17 protein-coding genes are annotated in these 13,951 nt (G+C 61.6%); 2 read left to right on the forward strand and 15 right to left on the reverse strand.

Going from position 1 to position 13,951, the window contains the following annotated elements; genetic code table 11:
- Window positions 1–3: 3 nt before the first annotated feature.
- From SB753_RS12810 to SB753_RS12860, 11 genes are all read right to left on the reverse strand, one after another.
- Window positions 4–618 carry a sigma-E factor negative regulatory protein gene (locus SB753_RS12810; RefSeq protein WP_410800358.1) on the reverse strand — a complete coding sequence of 205 codons (615 nt, stop codon included), beginning with the start codon at window positions 616–618 and terminating at the stop codon, window positions 4–6.
- A gap of 83 nt (window positions 619–701) precedes the next feature.
- Entirely contained in the window at window positions 702–1,301 is a 600-nt protein-coding gene (gene rpoE / locus SB753_RS12815; RefSeq protein ID WP_006051939.1) for an RNA polymerase sigma factor RpoE, read from the reverse strand.
- A 116-nt stretch (window positions 1,302–1,417) separates the two neighbouring features.
- The gene (locus tag SB753_RS12820) at window positions 1,418–1,819 is read right to left on the reverse strand and encodes a protein YgfX (RefSeq protein WP_410800521.1); all 402 of its coding nucleotides are present in this window, start codon (window positions 1,817–1,819) and stop codon (window positions 1,418–1,420) included.
- 97 nt (window positions 1,820–1,916) lie between these two features.
- Window positions 1,917–3,155: a beta-ketoacyl-ACP synthase II gene (gene fabF, locus SB753_RS12825; RefSeq protein ID WP_020069388.1), complete on the reverse strand. Its 1,239-nt coding sequence runs from the start codon at window positions 3,153–3,155 to the stop codon at window positions 1,917–1,919.
- A 231-nt stretch (window positions 3,156–3,386) separates the two neighbouring features.
- Complete coding sequence (acpP, locus tag SB753_RS12830; RefSeq protein WP_004197638.1) at window positions 3,387–3,626, reverse strand: acyl carrier protein; 240 nt, start codon at window positions 3,624–3,626, stop codon at window positions 3,387–3,389.
- 150 nt (window positions 3,627–3,776) lie between these two features.
- Window positions 3,777–4,526 (reverse strand): 3-oxoacyl-ACP reductase FabG, encoded by a 750-nt coding sequence (fabG, locus tag SB753_RS12835; RefSeq protein ID WP_288826029.1) that lies wholly within the window; start codon window positions 4,524–4,526, stop codon window positions 3,777–3,779.
- Between the two features lie 71 nt (window positions 4,527–4,597).
- Window positions 4,598–5,533 (reverse strand): ACP S-malonyltransferase, encoded by a 936-nt coding sequence (gene fabD / locus SB753_RS12840; protein WP_020069386.1) that lies wholly within the window; start codon window positions 5,531–5,533, stop codon window positions 4,598–4,600.
- Between the two features lie 98 nt (window positions 5,534–5,631).
- Window positions 5,632–6,621 carry a beta-ketoacyl-ACP synthase III gene (locus SB753_RS12845; RefSeq protein ID WP_087752810.1) on the reverse strand — a complete coding sequence of 330 codons (990 nt, stop codon included), beginning with the start codon at window positions 6,619–6,621 and terminating at the stop codon, window positions 5,632–5,634.
- Complete coding sequence (plsX, locus tag SB753_RS12850) at window positions 6,621–7,727, reverse strand: phosphate acyltransferase PlsX (protein ID WP_027776481.1); 1,107 nt, start codon at window positions 7,725–7,727, stop codon at window positions 6,621–6,623. The genes SB753_RS12845 and plsX overlap by 1 nt, the downstream gene beginning before the upstream one ends.
- A gap of 172 nt (window positions 7,728–7,899) precedes the next feature.
- Window positions 7,900–8,079 carry a 50S ribosomal protein L32 gene (rpmF, locus tag SB753_RS12855; protein ID WP_006051932.1) on the reverse strand — a complete coding sequence of 60 codons (180 nt, stop codon included), beginning with the start codon at window positions 8,077–8,079 and terminating at the stop codon, window positions 7,900–7,902.
- Window positions 8,080–8,180: 101 nt separating this feature from the next.
- The gene (locus tag SB753_RS12860) at window positions 8,181–8,825 is read right to left on the reverse strand and encodes a DUF177 domain-containing protein (protein WP_204522245.1); all 645 of its coding nucleotides are present in this window, start codon (window positions 8,823–8,825) and stop codon (window positions 8,181–8,183) included.
- A gap of 388 nt (window positions 8,826–9,213) precedes the next feature.
- Here SB753_RS12860 and SB753_RS12865 point away from each other — a divergent pair, with 388 nt between their 5' ends.
- Both SB753_RS12865 and SB753_RS12870 read left to right on the forward strand, forming a co-directional pair.
- The gene (locus SB753_RS12865; protein WP_204522246.1) at window positions 9,214–9,831 is read left to right on the forward strand and encodes a Maf-like protein; all 618 of its coding nucleotides are present in this window, start codon (window positions 9,214–9,216) and stop codon (window positions 9,829–9,831) included.
- Window positions 9,828–10,547, forward strand: coding sequence for an SAM-dependent methyltransferase (locus SB753_RS12870; protein WP_410800359.1), 720 nt, complete (start codon window positions 9,828–9,830; stop codon window positions 10,545–10,547). The genes SB753_RS12865 and SB753_RS12870 overlap by 4 nt, the downstream gene beginning before the upstream one ends.
- A gap of 90 nt (window positions 10,548–10,637) precedes the next feature.
- On the opposite strand, the gene SB753_RS12875 is transcribed toward SB753_RS12870, so the two are convergent.
- The 4 genes from SB753_RS12875 to SB753_RS12890 are packed head-to-tail and all read right to left on the reverse strand — an operon-like array spanning window position 10,638 to window position 13,787.
- Complete coding sequence (locus SB753_RS12875) at window positions 10,638–11,642, reverse strand: S49 family peptidase (protein ID WP_087752813.1); 1,005 nt, start codon at window positions 11,640–11,642, stop codon at window positions 10,638–10,640.
- Between the two features lie 42 nt (window positions 11,643–11,684).
- Window positions 11,685–12,101, reverse strand: a complete 417-nt coding sequence (locus tag SB753_RS12880; protein WP_410800360.1) for a Rieske (2Fe-2S) protein — start codon at window positions 12,099–12,101, stop codon at window positions 11,685–11,687.
- The gene (locus SB753_RS12885) at window positions 12,098–12,757 is read right to left on the reverse strand and encodes an HAD-IA family hydrolase (RefSeq protein WP_020069378.1); all 660 of its coding nucleotides are present in this window, start codon (window positions 12,755–12,757) and stop codon (window positions 12,098–12,100) included. The genes SB753_RS12880 and SB753_RS12885 overlap by 4 nt, the downstream gene beginning before the upstream one ends.
- Window positions 12,750–13,787, reverse strand: a complete 1,038-nt coding sequence (locus SB753_RS12890) for an RluA family pseudouridine synthase (protein ID WP_410800361.1) — start codon at window positions 13,785–13,787, stop codon at window positions 12,750–12,752. The genes SB753_RS12885 and SB753_RS12890 overlap by 8 nt, the downstream gene beginning before the upstream one ends.
- Between the last annotated feature and the right edge of the window lie 164 nt (window positions 13,788–13,951).

Here is a 13,951-nt window from a genome sequence, read left to right on the forward strand (position 1 = left end):
AAACTATTGGCCTTGCGTGGAGACTGCAGCAGCGCGGATCAGCGGCATTGAGCCCGGCATGACGGGTTGCTGCGCGAACTGCTGATGAGCTTCGAGATACTGGTCGAGACCGGCGTCGCGAATGATATTCGCGTCTTGCGCCACCGGCACGGACGCCATGGCAACCTTTTGCACTGCGTCGCCGTGCGAGGAAACCGAAGCGACCTGCGTCGAGCCCGGCCCGCCGGGTACGCCCTGCAGCTGCGGCACGACGATCCACGTAAGCGTGGCGGCCGCGGCGGCCACCGCGAAGGCCGGCACCACGCGGCGACGCAGCGCCAGCAGACGGCGCGTAACCGGTATCGCCGCCGGCGCGAGTAAATGCGGCTCGCTTTCCAGCCGGGCGGCGAATCCGCTGAGGAATGCGCTGGTCGCCGCGGAACCGACCGCGAGATCGTCGGAACGCAATGCGTCGCCGATCAGGTGATAGCTGGACCACGCGGCGCGATCTTCGCCGTCCAGCTCGGACAGAAACTTGTCCAGATTCAGATGCTCTTCGCCGAACAGCTCACCGTCGACAAAAGCGGACAGACGCTCGCCGCGCGAGCTGGCTTGCGATTGCATCGAGACCGACCCCATGATGCTCCCCATCTTACAAAGACCCCGTAGTGACACCACTAATCCAGATATTGCACCCGCGCCCCATTCGGCGCGCTAGTGACTTACCAGCGCTTGCCTTCAGGTGTGTCAAGCAACGGACGCAATTTTGCCGCAATGGCTTCGCGAGCGCGGAAAATTCGCGATCTGACGGTGCCGATTGGGCAGCCCATCATCTCAGCGATTTCCTCGTAGCTCAAACCTTCAATTTCACGAAGAGTAATGGCGGTACGCAGCTCTTCCGGTAAAACCGCCATCGCAGCATTGACCGTCTCAGCGATCTGCTTGCTCATCAACATCGACTCAGGCGTGTTGATATCCCTTAGTTGGTCGGCGTCCGAGAAAGTTTCAGCTTCTTCAGCATCTGCTTCGGTCGAAGTCGGCGCGCGCCGGCCTTGGGTCGCAAGGTAGTTCTTTGCCGTGTTGACCGCAATCCGGTACAACCACGTATAAAAAGCCGATTCCCCGCGAAATTGCGGCAACGCCCGATACGCCTTGATAAAAGCGTCTTGCGCAACGTCTTCTACTTCGGCGGGGTCGCGCACGAGGCGTGAGATTAGCCGGAGAATTTTGCGGTGGTATTTGGAGACCAGAAGCTCGAAGGCGGCCTTGTCGCCCTTCTGGACGCGCTCGACCAGCACCTGATCAATTTCTTTTTCGCTCACCTGATAAATCCGTTAACTTTGGGGCGCATGACGGGGGCACCATTGTAGCGTTCCCGTCGACGAGGCACGTTACGGAGGTCATGACGCGCGGGTAACAGCGGTTACTTTCGTTACAGTCACGCGCCGGCGCGGCGCCGCCCGCGCACCGCGAGTTCGCGGAAAACGGCCGTCGGCACAGTGTCGGCGGGAACAAGAAGCGTTTGACGGCGACCTTCGTCTGGCGTCACTTCGAGCACCAGCAAACGGTCGCTCCAGTGCGCACAGCCGGCGATCCGACCGTATACGAGCAGATTTCCGGCCCGGCCCCAGACAGAAATGCCCTCGCGTCCCATTCTGAGCGCCGCTGGCTGCGCCCGGTCGTGCCTGACCGCGCAAAGCGCAAGGAGCGCAAACACCGCAAGCGTCAACGGAACCGCCTGCCATGCGGTGAGCCACGACGCCATGCAGCTATAAACCGCACACGACGCCGTCACCACGAAAGCAGCCAACGCAACGCGCATCGCGAAGGAACGCCGCAGCACGATTTGCTGCGACGTTCCTCCGAAGATGGCCGTATCACGGAAAAGCGCCGGCAAAGCCGGCGCCGTTGGCTGGCGCGTCACCCGTTGCGAGAGATCAGGCGCGCTTGAAGACGAGCGTACCGTTCGTGCCGCCGAACCCGAACGAGTTCTTCAGCGCGACGTCGATCTTCATCTCCCGTGCAGTGTTGGCACAGTAGTCCAGATCGCACTCGGGGTCCTGGTTGAAGATGTTGATCGTGGGCGGAGACACCTGATGGTGAACAGCCAGCACGGTAAACACCGACTCAAGACCGCCGGCGCCGCCGAGCAGGTGACCCGTCATCGACTTGGTCGAATTCACGACGATGTCTTTGGCATGGTCGCCGAACGCCCGCTTGATACCGGTTGTCTCAGCCAGATCGCCGAGCGGCGTGGACGTGCCGTGCGCGTTCAGGTAGTTGACCTGATCGGCATTGATGCCGGCGTTCTTCATGGCCGCAAGCATGCAGCGGCGCGCGCCGTCACCGTCTTCGAGCGGTGCGGTCATGTGATAGGCGTCGCCGCTCATCCCATAGCCGCCGACTTCGGCGTAAATCTTCGCGCCGCGAGCCTTCGCGTGTTCGTACTCTTCGAGCACCATCACGCCGGCGCCTTCGCCGAGCACGAAACCGTCGCGATCCTTGTCCCACGGACGGCTTGCCGTCGCCGGATCGTCATTGCGTTGCGACAGCGCGCGGGCCGCCGCAAAGCCGCCGATACCGAGCGGCGACACGGTCGATTCCGCACCACCCGCAATCATTACGTCTGCATCGCCGTATTCGATCAGGCGCGAAGCCTCGCCGATACAGTGCAAACCCGTTGTACACGCGGTGACGATGGCGAGATTCGGACCCTTGATGCCGAACTTGATCGACAGGTGCCCGGAGATCATGTTGATGATCGACGCCGGCACGAAGAACGGCGAAATGCGGCGCGGGCCGCGATTGAGCAGTTCGGTTTGCGTGACTTCGATCATCGGCAGACCGCCGATGCCCGAGCCGACCACGACGCCGATACGCTCCGAATTCTCGTCGGTGACTTCCAGGCCGCTGTCCTGCATCGCCTGGATGCCAGCAGCCACGCCGTAATGGATGAACGTATCCATGTGGCGCGCTTCCTTACCGGGGATGTAGTCCTCGATATTGAAGCCTTTCACCTCGCCGGCGAAACGAGTCGAGAAGTTCGACGCATCGAACTTCGTGATATTGGCAATACCCGACTTGCCGGCGACCAGATTGGCCCAGCCGTCGGCAACATTATTGCCAACAGGCGAAATCAGCCCCAGGCCTGTAACAACAACACGACGGCGGCTCACGGTAACCCCTTTTTCATAGATGACAAAAACAAAAGCCACAGCGGCCACAGGAACCTGACCTGTGTACCCTGTGGCTGTTAAGTCGGCAATCGCGCTGAAGAATGCGCTGTCAACATCGCTGGCTCCTGCACGGCACACCTCGCGGCAAAAAATGGCGACCCCGCTGGCGTCGGCAACCGACACGGCAGGGCGTCATACGCCGCTAACGCATAAACGCAGGCGCGAATGACCTTAGGCCTTGACGTTTGCGCGAGCGTAATCGATCGCTTGCTGAACGGTGGTGATCTTCTCGGCTTCTTCATCCGGAATTTCCATGCCGAATTCGTCTTCGAGGGCCATCACGAGTTCAACCGTGTCCAGCGAGTCGGCGCCGAGGTCGTTCACGAACGAAGCTTCGTTCTTGATTTCAGCTTCGGCCACGCCCAGTTGTTCTGCGACGATCTTCTTGACGCGCTGTTCGATATTGTCCATTACCCCTCCAAGGGAAAGAAGTTCAAAAATACAGGTGCGCGCATTTTATCAGGTTTGACCCGGCAAAAAAGCGGCGCATCAGGTTGCTGTCAAGGCATGCGCCTTACGCATTTGCAAACGCATCAAGGCGCGGATAGTAACCGAATTTGGTTACGACATGTACATTCCGCCGTTCACATGCATCGTCGTGCCGGTGATGTAGCCTGCTTGCGGCGAGGCGAGGAATGCGACGGCGTGTGCGATATCTTCCGGGCTGCCGAGACGGCCCAGCGGAATCTGCGTTTTCAGCGCCGTTTGCTGCTCTTCCGGCAACGTGCGCGTCATGTCTGTATCGATGAAACCGGGCGCCACGCAATTCACGGTAATGCCACGGCTGCCGATCTCGCGTGCAAGCGCGCGAGTCATGCCAGCCACGCCCGCTTTCGCCGCGGCGTAGTTGATCTGCCCAGGGTTGCCCGCCGAACCGACCACCGACGTGATGTTGATGATGCGGCCGCCCTTCGCCTTCATCATTGGACGCAGCACCGCGCGCGACAGACGGAACACCGACTTCAGATTGGTGTCGACCACCGCATCCCAGTCGTCGTCCTTCATCCGCATGGCCAGTTGGTCCTGCGTGATGCCGGCGTTGTTCACGAGCACATGCAGCGTACCGAATTCCTTCACCGTGCCTTCGATCAGCGCTTCGGCAGCAGCCGCGTCGTTCACGTCGAGCACCGCGCCGCGCCCGCTTACTCCGGCCGCGTTGAACGCTTCGCTGATTGCCGCCGCGCCGCTTTCGCTGGTTGCCGTGCCGATCACCGTTGCGCCCTGGCGCGCGAGCTCCATAGCGATGGCGCGGCCGATGCCGCGCGAGGCGCCCGTTACGATTGCGATCTGCTTATCGAGATTCTTTTCCATCTGTCGGTCCGAATGCCCTTCGGAGGGCTGATTGATTGCTGATGCCTGTTGCCGTCTATGCGATGCAGCGCTCAGCCTGCCGTAACGAGCTTGAGCGTTTCTTCGAGCGAAGCGGGATCGAACACGGACGCGCCGACCAGATTGCCGTCGATACGCTTCGTGAGGCCCGCAAGGACCTTGCCCGGCCCGCATTCGACGACGTGCGTGACGCCTTGAGCCGCCATGGCCTGAATGCATTCGACCCAGCGCACGGCGCCGGCCGCCTGGCGCACCAGCGCATCTTTGATCTGCGCCGGCTCGTTCACGATCGCGACGTCGACATTGTTGATGACCGGAATCGACGGCACCTGAACGTTGACGCTCGCCAGATACTCGCGCAATTGATCCGACGCGGGCTTCAGCAGCGACGAATGGAACGGCGCCGATACCGGCAGCGGCAGCGCGCGCTTTGCGCCCTTCGCCTTCGCGACTTCACAGGCTTTTTCGACCGCTGCCTTGTGGCCCGCGATCACGACCTGAGCAGGCGCGTTGAAATTGACCGCTTCGACGACGCCCGTGGCCGCCGCTTCGGCGCAAACAGCGCGCACGGTGTCGTCGTCCAGACCGAGGATCGCCGCCATGCCGCCTTCGCCGACGGGCACCGCCGTTTGCATCGCCTGCGCGCGGAAACGCACGAGCGGCACGGCATCGCGAAACGCGATTGCCCCGGCCGCGACGAGCGCCGTGTATTCGCCGAGACTATGACCCGCGACGATTGCCGGCGCGGGGCCGCCCGCCTGCTGCCACGCGCGATAAATCGCGTAGGCCGCGGTCAGCATGACCGGCTGCGTGTTCGTGGTGAGATTCAAATCTTCGGCCGGGCCCTCGGCGATCAGCTTGCCGATGTCCTGATTCAGCGCGTCGGACGCTTCCTGAACTGTCTCGCGCACAACCGCATGGTCGGCAAATGCGTTGAGCATGCCGACCGATTGCGAACCCTGTCCGGGAAAAACGAACGCAAATTTCATATCGTCCCCAAAATCGATTTAGTCAGATGTGAGGTGCGCGCGGCTCGAAAGCACGCGACGCATGGGCGCATGAAGAGCGCCGCGTGAAGTCGGCCCGCTTAGTAGCGAATGACCGACGCGCCCCACGTGAAGCCGCCGCCGACGCCTTCGATCAGCACGTTCTGGCCGCGCTTGATGCGACCGTCGCGGACCGCGACGTCGAGTGCGAGCGGAATGGACGCAGCCGACGTATTGCCGTGCTCGCCCACCGTGACGACCATGCGTTCCTGCGGCAAGCCGAGCTTGCGGCAAGTGCTCTGCATGATGCGGATGTTGGCCTGATGCGGAATCAGCCAGTCGATCTGATCGGCGGAAAGATTCGCTTTTTCGAGTGCCTCGACCGCGACCTTTTCGAGTACATTCACGGCCAGCTTGAATACCGCCTGCCCGTCCATATGCAGGAACGCGCTACCGGCGATCACACCGCCGTTCACGTTACCCGGCGTGCACAGAATGTTCGAATGGCTGCCGTCTGCATGCAATGCGCTCGCAAGCACACCCGGCTCGTCCGACGCCTGCAGGATCACCGCGCCGGCGCCGTCGCCAAATAGCACGCATGTGGTGCGGTCATTGAAATCGAGGATGCGCGAGAACGTCTCGGCGCCGACGACGAGCGCCGTGCGATGCTGGCCGCCGCGAATCAGACTGTCGGCCATAGCCACCGCGTAAGCGAAGCCGGAGCAGACGGCCTGCACGTCGAACGCCGCGCCGTGATTCTTGATGCCGAGCTTGTTTTGCAACAGGCACGCCGTGCTCGGAAACACAAAGTCCGGCGTGGAAGTGGCAACAATGATCAGATCGATGGATTGCGGGTCGATGTCCGCCGCTTCGATCGCACGCAGCGACGCGAACTGCGCGAGGTCGCTGGTTGTGACATCAGGATCCGCGAAGTGACGTGCATGGATGCCCGTGCGGGCCACGATCCACTCGTCGCTCGTTTCGACGCCTTGCTTCGCCAGACGCTCAGCGAGGTCCTGATTGGTGACGCGCGCGGGCGGCAGATAGCTGCCGGTACCGAGGACGCGGGAATAAATTGTCGATTGAGCCATTATGCCTTCGAGGATTGCGCAGCGTAGGGCTCGGCCGGCTGGCCTGCGATGGGGCTTGCGTGACCCGCACCGCTTGCGTCGCGCGCCGCCTGTTCAAGAGAACCAGCGTTCTCTTCCATCGCTTGCGCAAGGCGCTCCAGCACGCCGTTTTTGACGGCATCATACCCGCGTTTGATAGCCCACTCAAACGCGTAGGCATCGGCGGAACCGTGGCTTTTGATCACCAGTCCGCGCAGGCCGAGCAGCGCAGCACCATTATATTGCCGATGATCGACGCGCTTCTTGAAGCGCATCAACACGGGCAGCGCGAGCACCGCCATCACTTTGGTAAGCCACGAACGCCCAAACTCTTCCTTGATGATGTTCGACAGCATTTGCGCGAGGCCTTCAGAGGTCTTGAGCGCCACGTTGCCGACGAAACCATCGCACACGATCACGTCGACCGTGCCCTTGAAGATGTCGTTGCCTTCTACGTTGCCGTGGAAGTTAAGTGTGCTCGCGCGCAGCAACTCCCCGGCACGCTTAATCGTGTCATTGCCCTTGATGACTTCTTCGCCGATATTCAGGAGACCAATGGTGGGCCGCTCGCGGCCTTCCAGCGCCGACACGAGCGCGTGCCCCATCTCCGCGAATTGCAGCAGATGCTGCGGCTCGCAGTCGACGTTGGCGCCCAGGTCGAGCATCATGGTGTAGCCGTTCGGGTTCGGCAAAGCGGACGCAATTGCCGGGCGCTCGATTCCCGACAGCGTTTTCAGCACATAACGCGAAACCGCCATGAGTGCGCCGGTATTGCCGGCGGAAATGCAGGCTTGCGCCTCGCCTTCCTTGACGCGATTCAGCGCGACGCGCATGGATGAATCTTTTTTCTTGCGCAGCGCGACCTCGACCGGGTCGTCCATTGCAACGATCTCGGAAGCGGACACGACCGTCAGCGCCGGCAGGTCCTGAGCCTTCAACTTCTTCAGCTGCGCACGAATCGCAGTTTCAATGCCGACGAGCAGCAATTGCGCGTCGGGATGCGAACGAACGAAGTTGACGGCAGCGGGAACGGTCACGGACGGGCCGTGGTCACCTCCCATGCAATCTATCGTGAGCTTTACTGTCATGGAGTGCGGCGAATTTCAGGCGCTCTGCATGAGATCGCAGTAAGCGCTGAAGCTGCAACTGCGATCGACACAAAAAAGCGGCAAACGAATGCCGCCTTTTTGCCGAGCCGGGAAAATGTCAAGCGAGCTGATCGCCACGCGAAACGCCAGTTGGCGCAACGCAGTGAAACGATTAGTCGTTCTTCGTCTTGACGACTTTCTTGCCGCGATAGTAGCCGTTCGGGCTAACGTGGTGACGCAGATGCACTTCGCCCGTGCTCGGTTCCACGGCCAGCGGCGCTGCCGTCAGGAAATCGTGCGAACGGTGCATGCCGCGCTTCGACGGCGACTTCTTATTTTGTTGAACTGCCATGACTAACTCCTAAAAATTTTCCGAATTCTAACACAGCCCGACCCGGTGTCCGCCATTGGCCGAATGGCCAATGCGCCCGTATCGCGCTCCCATGCAACTGTTCAATGCTTCTTGTCGCCCGGCTCGCCGCGCTTGAGACTTTCGAGCGCCGCGAACGGATTCGGCCGCTTGGGCTCATCGCCCTCGCCTGCCTCGTCCAGCGCGGCTTCGTCACCTTCGCCTTCGGCACCGGCCACACCCGAGACGAGACTTTCGTGCACCTCGGGACAGACCTCATGCTTGGGCACGAGCGGCAAAGAAAGCAGCAACTCTTCTTCGATCAAGTCGATGAGATCGAACTGGCGTGAGCCCACGATCACTTCGACTTCATCCTCGTCGAGCGGAAACTCTTCGGCTTCCGCCTCGGTGTTGACGATCCGATAAGTTGCGTCGACGTTGAACGCCTGCGAATACGGTGTCATGCATCGCTGACATTCGAGCCATGCAGCGCCGTGGATCGCCAACCTCAGATAAGGTTGAGGCCCCTCGGTGCCGTCGTCCTGCAATTCCGGCTGCGTCGCCCCTTCGGCTTGCCACGTGAACGCGGTGTCGCGCTCTGGCGCTTCTGCCGGGACTTCGTTTAACATGCGCGGCAGTTGCGAGACGCGCACGACACCCGCGGCCTGCCGTCCACTTCGCGCAAATTCGAACAGATCGAGTTCATGCGGGTCGGACAGACCTGCAGGTTTGCCAGGATGTTGAGTCATGTGCGCTCCTGCGTCGGCAATGATTTCGCCGGTTGCTTTCGTCGGCTCATTTCGCCGGCTCATTTCGCCGGCTCATTTCGCCGGTTAAACACCGGCAACTCACGGGTCAATCAAGGGTAAATCAGTCCGCGAGAAGGCCGCGAAACTTGAGCGATGCACGATTGTGTTGCCGCTAAACTGCATGACCGCAACGACACCGCAGTCCTGCTTGCAGCTACCCTTCCGGCTCTCACCGCGTCACGCCCGGCGAGCTACGCCTGACGCAAGCATACCGATGAAAAGCCCAAAATCATATCCGCTTTGTCTTTTCGAGTCAAACACTTAAGCTCGTACCAGCGCGGCCTCCGCGCAACGTCGTACGTCCCGCCCTTTTAGCCGTTGATCGCCCATGCCAGACTCCCCACAAAGCCCGCCACGCGTCATTCTGGCGTCGAGCTCGCCCTATCGACGCGAGTTGCTTGAACGCCTTCGCATTCCATTCGACGTTGCGGTGCCCGCGATCGACGAAACCGCGCACGCCGGCGAAACGCCCGACGCCACCGCTTTGCGGCTCGCCGAGGCGAAGGCTCGAGCGGTTGCCAGCGCGCTTCCCGCCGACGAAGCCGTCCTCGTAATCGGCTCCGACCAGGTCGCCACTTACGACGGCCTGCAAATCGGCAAGCCGGGAACTCACGACAAGGCGCTCGCACAATTGCAAGCAATGCGCGGCCGCGAGGTGCTGTTTCATAGTGCGCTGTGTCTTTTCGACAGCCGCTCGCGAACCGCCCAGAGCGTCGACGTGATCACCCGCGTGCGATTCCGCGAACTGCCGGACGCAGCGCTCGAAGCCTATCTTCTCGCTGAAACGCCGTACGACGTCGCCGGCAGCGCCAAGTCCGAAGGGCTCGGCATTGCGCTGCTCGAAGCCATCCATTCCGACGATCCGACTGCACTCGTTGGCCTGCCGCTGATTGCGCTCTCGGACATGCTGCTGACGGCGGGTTATCCGTTATTGGGGGCGCAATGAGCGGTACCCTCTATCTGATTCCGAATACGCTAGGCGACGGCGACGCCGACGCGCTCGACGCCGTCCTGCCGGCGCCGGTGCGGGCCCGCGCCGCGGCGCTTCGGTACTACATCGGCGAAAACGCAAAGACCACACGAGCATTTCTCAAGAAAGTCGGCACCGAGCAGCCCATCCAGGAAATCGAGATCCGCGAACTGAACGTCAACACGCCGGCCGGCGAGATCGACAAACTGCTCGCGCCGGTTCTGGCCGGCACGGACGCCGGCCTCGTATCGGAAGCGGGTTGCCCTGCGGTAGCCGATCCGGGCGCGCTGCTGGTGCGGCGGGCGCATGAACGCGGAGTCAAGGTCGTGCCGTTCGTAGGGCCGAGCTCGATCCTGCTTGCGCTAATGGCTTCCGGGCTCAACGGCCAAAGTTTTGCTTTCCACGGCTATTTGCCGGTCGACGCGACCGAACGGGCCAAACGCCTGCGCGAACTCGAACTGACATCGCGCAAAGGCAAGCAGACGCAGATCTTCATTGAAACGCCGTATCGCAACCGCGCACTGCTGGACACCTTGCTGGCAACCTGCGCGCCGTCGACACTCGTTTGCGTCGCCGTGGATCTGACGCTGCAAACGGAAACGATCCGCAGCCACACGGTGGCCGACTGGAAGAAGAAACCGGCACTCGATCTGCATAAGCGGCCGGCGATTTTTCTGATTTTGGCTGCTTGAACGAAACCGCCTCCCAGCCACTTCTATGGAAAAGCCCCGCCGGTCCGAACGACCGCGCGGGGCTTTTGCGACAGGCGGACCTCGTTTCGGTCAGCGCAAGTTGAGCTTGCCGCCCAGCGCCATCGCGTGCACGGCGCCATTGCCGACAGCCGCGCCGAACTTGCGCGCGACGCGGTCGGTGATGCTTTCTTTGACCGTGTAGTCGACGATCTCCGGCGCCTTGATAATCTCGCGCGCCACATAGTTGGCGTCGCCAAAACCATCGGCAAGACCCAGTTCGACGCTCTTCTGACCCGTCCAGAAGAGCCCGGAGAACATATCGGGCGTTTCGTGAAGGCGTTTGCCGCGACCCTGGCGAACTGCGTCGATAAATTGCCCGTGGATCTGATCGAGCATTTCTTGCGCATGCTCGTCCATCTTCGGCGTTTCGGGCGAGAACGGGTCATAAAACCCCTTATTCTCGCCAGATGTATGCAGGCGGCGCTGGATGCCCAGCTTGTCCATGAGCCCGGTGAAACCGAAGCTGTCCATCAGCACGCCAATCGAGCCCACGATGCTCGCCTTGTCGACATAGATCTTGTCGCCGGCAGCGGCAGCGTAGTAACCGCCCGACGCACACATGTCGCCTACGACGACGTAGAGCGGAATTGACGGATGTTTTGCACGCAATCGACGAATTTGGTCATAAATGATGCCCGCTTGCACGGGACTGCCACCCGGGCTGTTGCAGCGAAGGATCACCCCGGCCGTGCCCGCGTCGCCGAACGCACTTTCGAGCGCCGCGCCAACATCTTCGGCGTTTGCGTTCGTATCTGCGGAGATTTCGCCGTCAAGTGCGATCAATGCCGTATGACGGCCCGTAGCCGCCAGCTTGTCGCCGGAAAATATGAACACCGCCCAGATCACCAGCCCCAGCAAGACAAGAAACAGCAGACGGAAAAAGATTTTCCAGCGGCGAGCGGCACGCTGTTCGTTGATTGCAGCAAGCGCGATGCGCTCGAGCGCCGCGCGTTCCCAGCCGGGCTCGTCGGCGGAGACGCGGCTATGGCCACTCATAGCCGGTTCTTTCGTTTCAGGCGTCAAATTATCGGACATGCGCGCAGTGGAATTTTCGAGGAAGACAGATCAAAACGCGGATCAGGACGCGGCGGGTTGCAACTCGCCGTCGGGAAGCCAGAAGACAGCGCGGCCCTCGGGCGTATCGCGCTCGTCTACGTTCAGGGCCCGCAGCCTGCCGCCGCGGCACGGACCGCCTACGCATTTGCCGGTATCCGGCGCGTAAATCGCCCCATGTGTGGCGCACATCAAGTATAAACCGGACGATTCGAAGAACTGACCCTCCGCCCAATCCAGTTCCATCGGAACGTGAGCGCAACGGTTCAGATAGCCGTGAGCACGACCCTCGTAGCGCACGAAAAACACCACGACTTCATCGGCACCGATTCTGGCGGCACGCCGCACGCCCATTCCGCCGTCCACGAGTTCCCCGGATGCGCACACCCGCACCGCCTGAACAGTAGCCTCGCCCCCGCCCTCGCTCACGCCGGTGCTCATGCGTTCTCCCTCAACCAGGACGACAGCGCACCCACGCTGGAGGCGACATATTTCGGCGACAGCGCGCTCAACGACCCAGCCGGATGCGCGCCGTAGGTCACGCCGACACCGGCGACGCCAGCGTTGATCGCCATCTGCAGATCATGAGTCGTGTCACCGACCATCACCGTGCGTACCGGGTCCTGACCCAATTCGCGCGTCAATTCGTGCAACATGGCTGGATGGGGCTTGGAAAACGTCTCATCCGCGCAGCGGGTGCCGTCGAACAGGCTGGTCAGCCGCACCTGATCGAGCGCGCGGTTGAGTCCAACGCGACTTTTACCCGTCGCCACCGCCAGCAGATAGCCCTGATCGCGCAACTCCTGCAGCATTTCGCGAACGCCGACGAACAACTCGGTGGTCTGATCTTTCACCAGATAGTGGAACCGGTAGCGCTCGGCGAGCCGCGGGTAGTCGCTCGGATCGAGCGTGGGCGCCGCGATTTGCAGCGCGTCGCGCAAGCCGAGGCCGATCACATAGCTCGCGGCTTCGTCCGCTGGAACCGGCAGACCGAGATCACGGCACGCTGCCTGGATACTGCGCGTGATGTGCGCGGTGGAATCCATCAGCGTTCCGTCCCAGTCGAAGACGATCAGGTCAAATTGCTCTCTAGCCATGCGGTGCCATCTCCGAGTGTGACCCATTTCGTAATTCGTTGAGCTGCGCGATGAAATTGCGGCATTCGGCCGGCAACGGTGCCTCCAGTTGCAGCGGCGCGCCGGTTGCCGGATGCGTCAGCTTCAGCCGGTAAGCGTGCAGGAACATGCGCTTGAGCCCGGGTTTGGCATTCGCACGAGCCAGCGCCTTGTTCAGCGCGAAGTCGCCGTATTTGGCATCGCCGACGATCGGCAGTTCCAGATGCTGCAGATGAACGCGGATCTGATGCGTGCGGCCCGTCTTCAACTCTGCTTCGAGCAACGCGTAGTCGGGCCAGCGGTCGATCAGATTGAAGACCGTGTGCGACGCCAGACCGTCGGCCTGCACGCGCACGCGCCGCTCGCCGTCTGCGGTCAGGTATTTGTGCAGCGGTTCCTTGACGGCGCGGCGACGCCCCCAGTCGCTCGCCCATTCGCCATGAACGCACGCATAGTAGCGCTTATCCATCCTGTTCTCGCGAATCTGGTCGTGAAGATTCACGAGCGCCGAACGCTTCTTGGCGAGCATGAGGATGCCGGAAGTCTCGCGATCCAGCCGATGCACCAGTTCGAGGAATTTTGCCTGCGGCCGCGCCTCGCGCATCTGCTCAATCACGCCGAACGCGACACCGCTGCCGCCGTGCACCGCGACACCCGCCGGTTTGTCGATGACGAGCAGGTGTTCGTCTTCGAAAATGGTCCGGAACTCAGCGCTGGGGACCGGCGCGTGCGCCACCGCCTCGTTGGGTTGCGCGACCCGGATGGGCGGCACGCGCACGAGATCGCCGAGTTCGAGCCGATACTGCGCGTCGATCCGGCCCTTGTTCACACGCACTTCCCCGCTACGCAGGATGCGATAAATGTGGCTCTTGGGGACGCCTTTACAGACTCGCAACAGAAAGTTGTCGATGCGCTGTCCGGCCGCGCTGTCGTCGATCTCGATCACTGAGACCTGATCGCTCGCGACCGCGCTTGTCACCGATTTCTGGGATATTTTGCCTAACTCTTTCATTCTGAATATAATTTGCCCAGCAGTCTGCGGCGGCCGGCGCAGTGTCCGGAATTCGGGCGGATTGCGCAGGTGCAAGCGTAAATCGTTATTTTACTTGTGCCGGGGTCTGGTTGCTCACCCTGAAAATGAGATGCAACAAGTTGCACGCACGAAGTCAGCACCCG

Source organism: Paraburkholderia sp. SIMBA_053, assembly GCF_046534895.1.
GTDB lineage: Bacteria > Pseudomonadota > Gammaproteobacteria > Burkholderiales > Burkholderiaceae > Paraburkholderia > Paraburkholderia caledonica.

What these genes read in the sequence shown, in the direction of transcription:
- SB753_RS12810 (WP_410800358.1), bottom strand. Translation starts at nt 618, where the DNA reads ATGGGGTCGGTCTCGATGCAATCGCAAGCCAGCTCGCGCGGCGAGCGT.
- acpP (WP_004197638.1), bottom strand. Translation starts at nt 3,626, where the DNA reads ATGGACAATATCGAACAGCGCGTCAAGAAGATCGTCGCAGAACAACTG.
- fabG (WP_288826029.1), bottom strand. Translation starts at nt 4,526, where the DNA reads ATGGAAAAGAATCTCGATAAGCAGATCGCAATCGTAACGGGCGCCTCG.
- fabD (WP_020069386.1), bottom strand. Translation starts at nt 5,533, where the DNA reads ATGAAATTTGCGTTCGTTTTTCCCGGACAGGGTTCGCAATCGGTCGGC.
- SB753_RS12845 (WP_087752810.1), bottom strand. Translation starts at nt 6,621, where the DNA reads ATGGCTCAATCGACAATTTATTCCCGCGTCCTCGGTACCGGCAGCTAT.
- plsX (WP_027776481.1), bottom strand. Translation starts at nt 7,727, where the DNA reads ATGACAGTAAAGCTCACGATAGATTGCATGGGAGGTGACCACGGCCCG.
- rpmF (WP_006051932.1), bottom strand. Translation starts at nt 8,079, where the DNA reads ATGGCAGTTCAACAAAATAAGAAGTCGCCGTCGAAGCGCGGCATGCAC.
- SB753_RS12860 (WP_204522245.1), bottom strand. Translation starts at nt 8,825, where the DNA reads ATGACTCAACATCCTGGCAAACCTGCAGGTCTGTCCGACCCGCATGAA.
- SB753_RS12865 (WP_204522246.1), top strand. Translation starts at nt 9,214, where the DNA reads ATGCCAGACTCCCCACAAAGCCCGCCACGCGTCATTCTGGCGTCGAGC.
- SB753_RS12870 (WP_410800359.1), top strand. Translation starts at nt 9,828, where the DNA reads ATGAGCGGTACCCTCTATCTGATTCCGAATACGCTAGGCGACGGCGAC.
- SB753_RS12875 (WP_087752813.1), bottom strand. Translation starts at nt 11,642, where the DNA reads ATGTCCGATAATTTGACGCCTGAAACGAAAGAACCGGCTATGAGTGGC.
- SB753_RS12880 (WP_410800360.1), bottom strand. Translation starts at nt 12,101, where the DNA reads ATGAGCACCGGCGTGAGCGAGGGCGGGGGCGAGGCTACTGTTCAGGCG.
- SB753_RS12885 (WP_020069378.1), bottom strand. Translation starts at nt 12,757, where the DNA reads ATGGCTAGAGAGCAATTTGACCTGATCGTCTTCGACTGGGACGGAACG.
- SB753_RS12890 (WP_410800361.1), bottom strand. Translation starts at nt 13,787, where the DNA reads ATGAAAGAGTTAGGCAAAATATCCCAGAAATCGGTGACAAGCGCGGTC.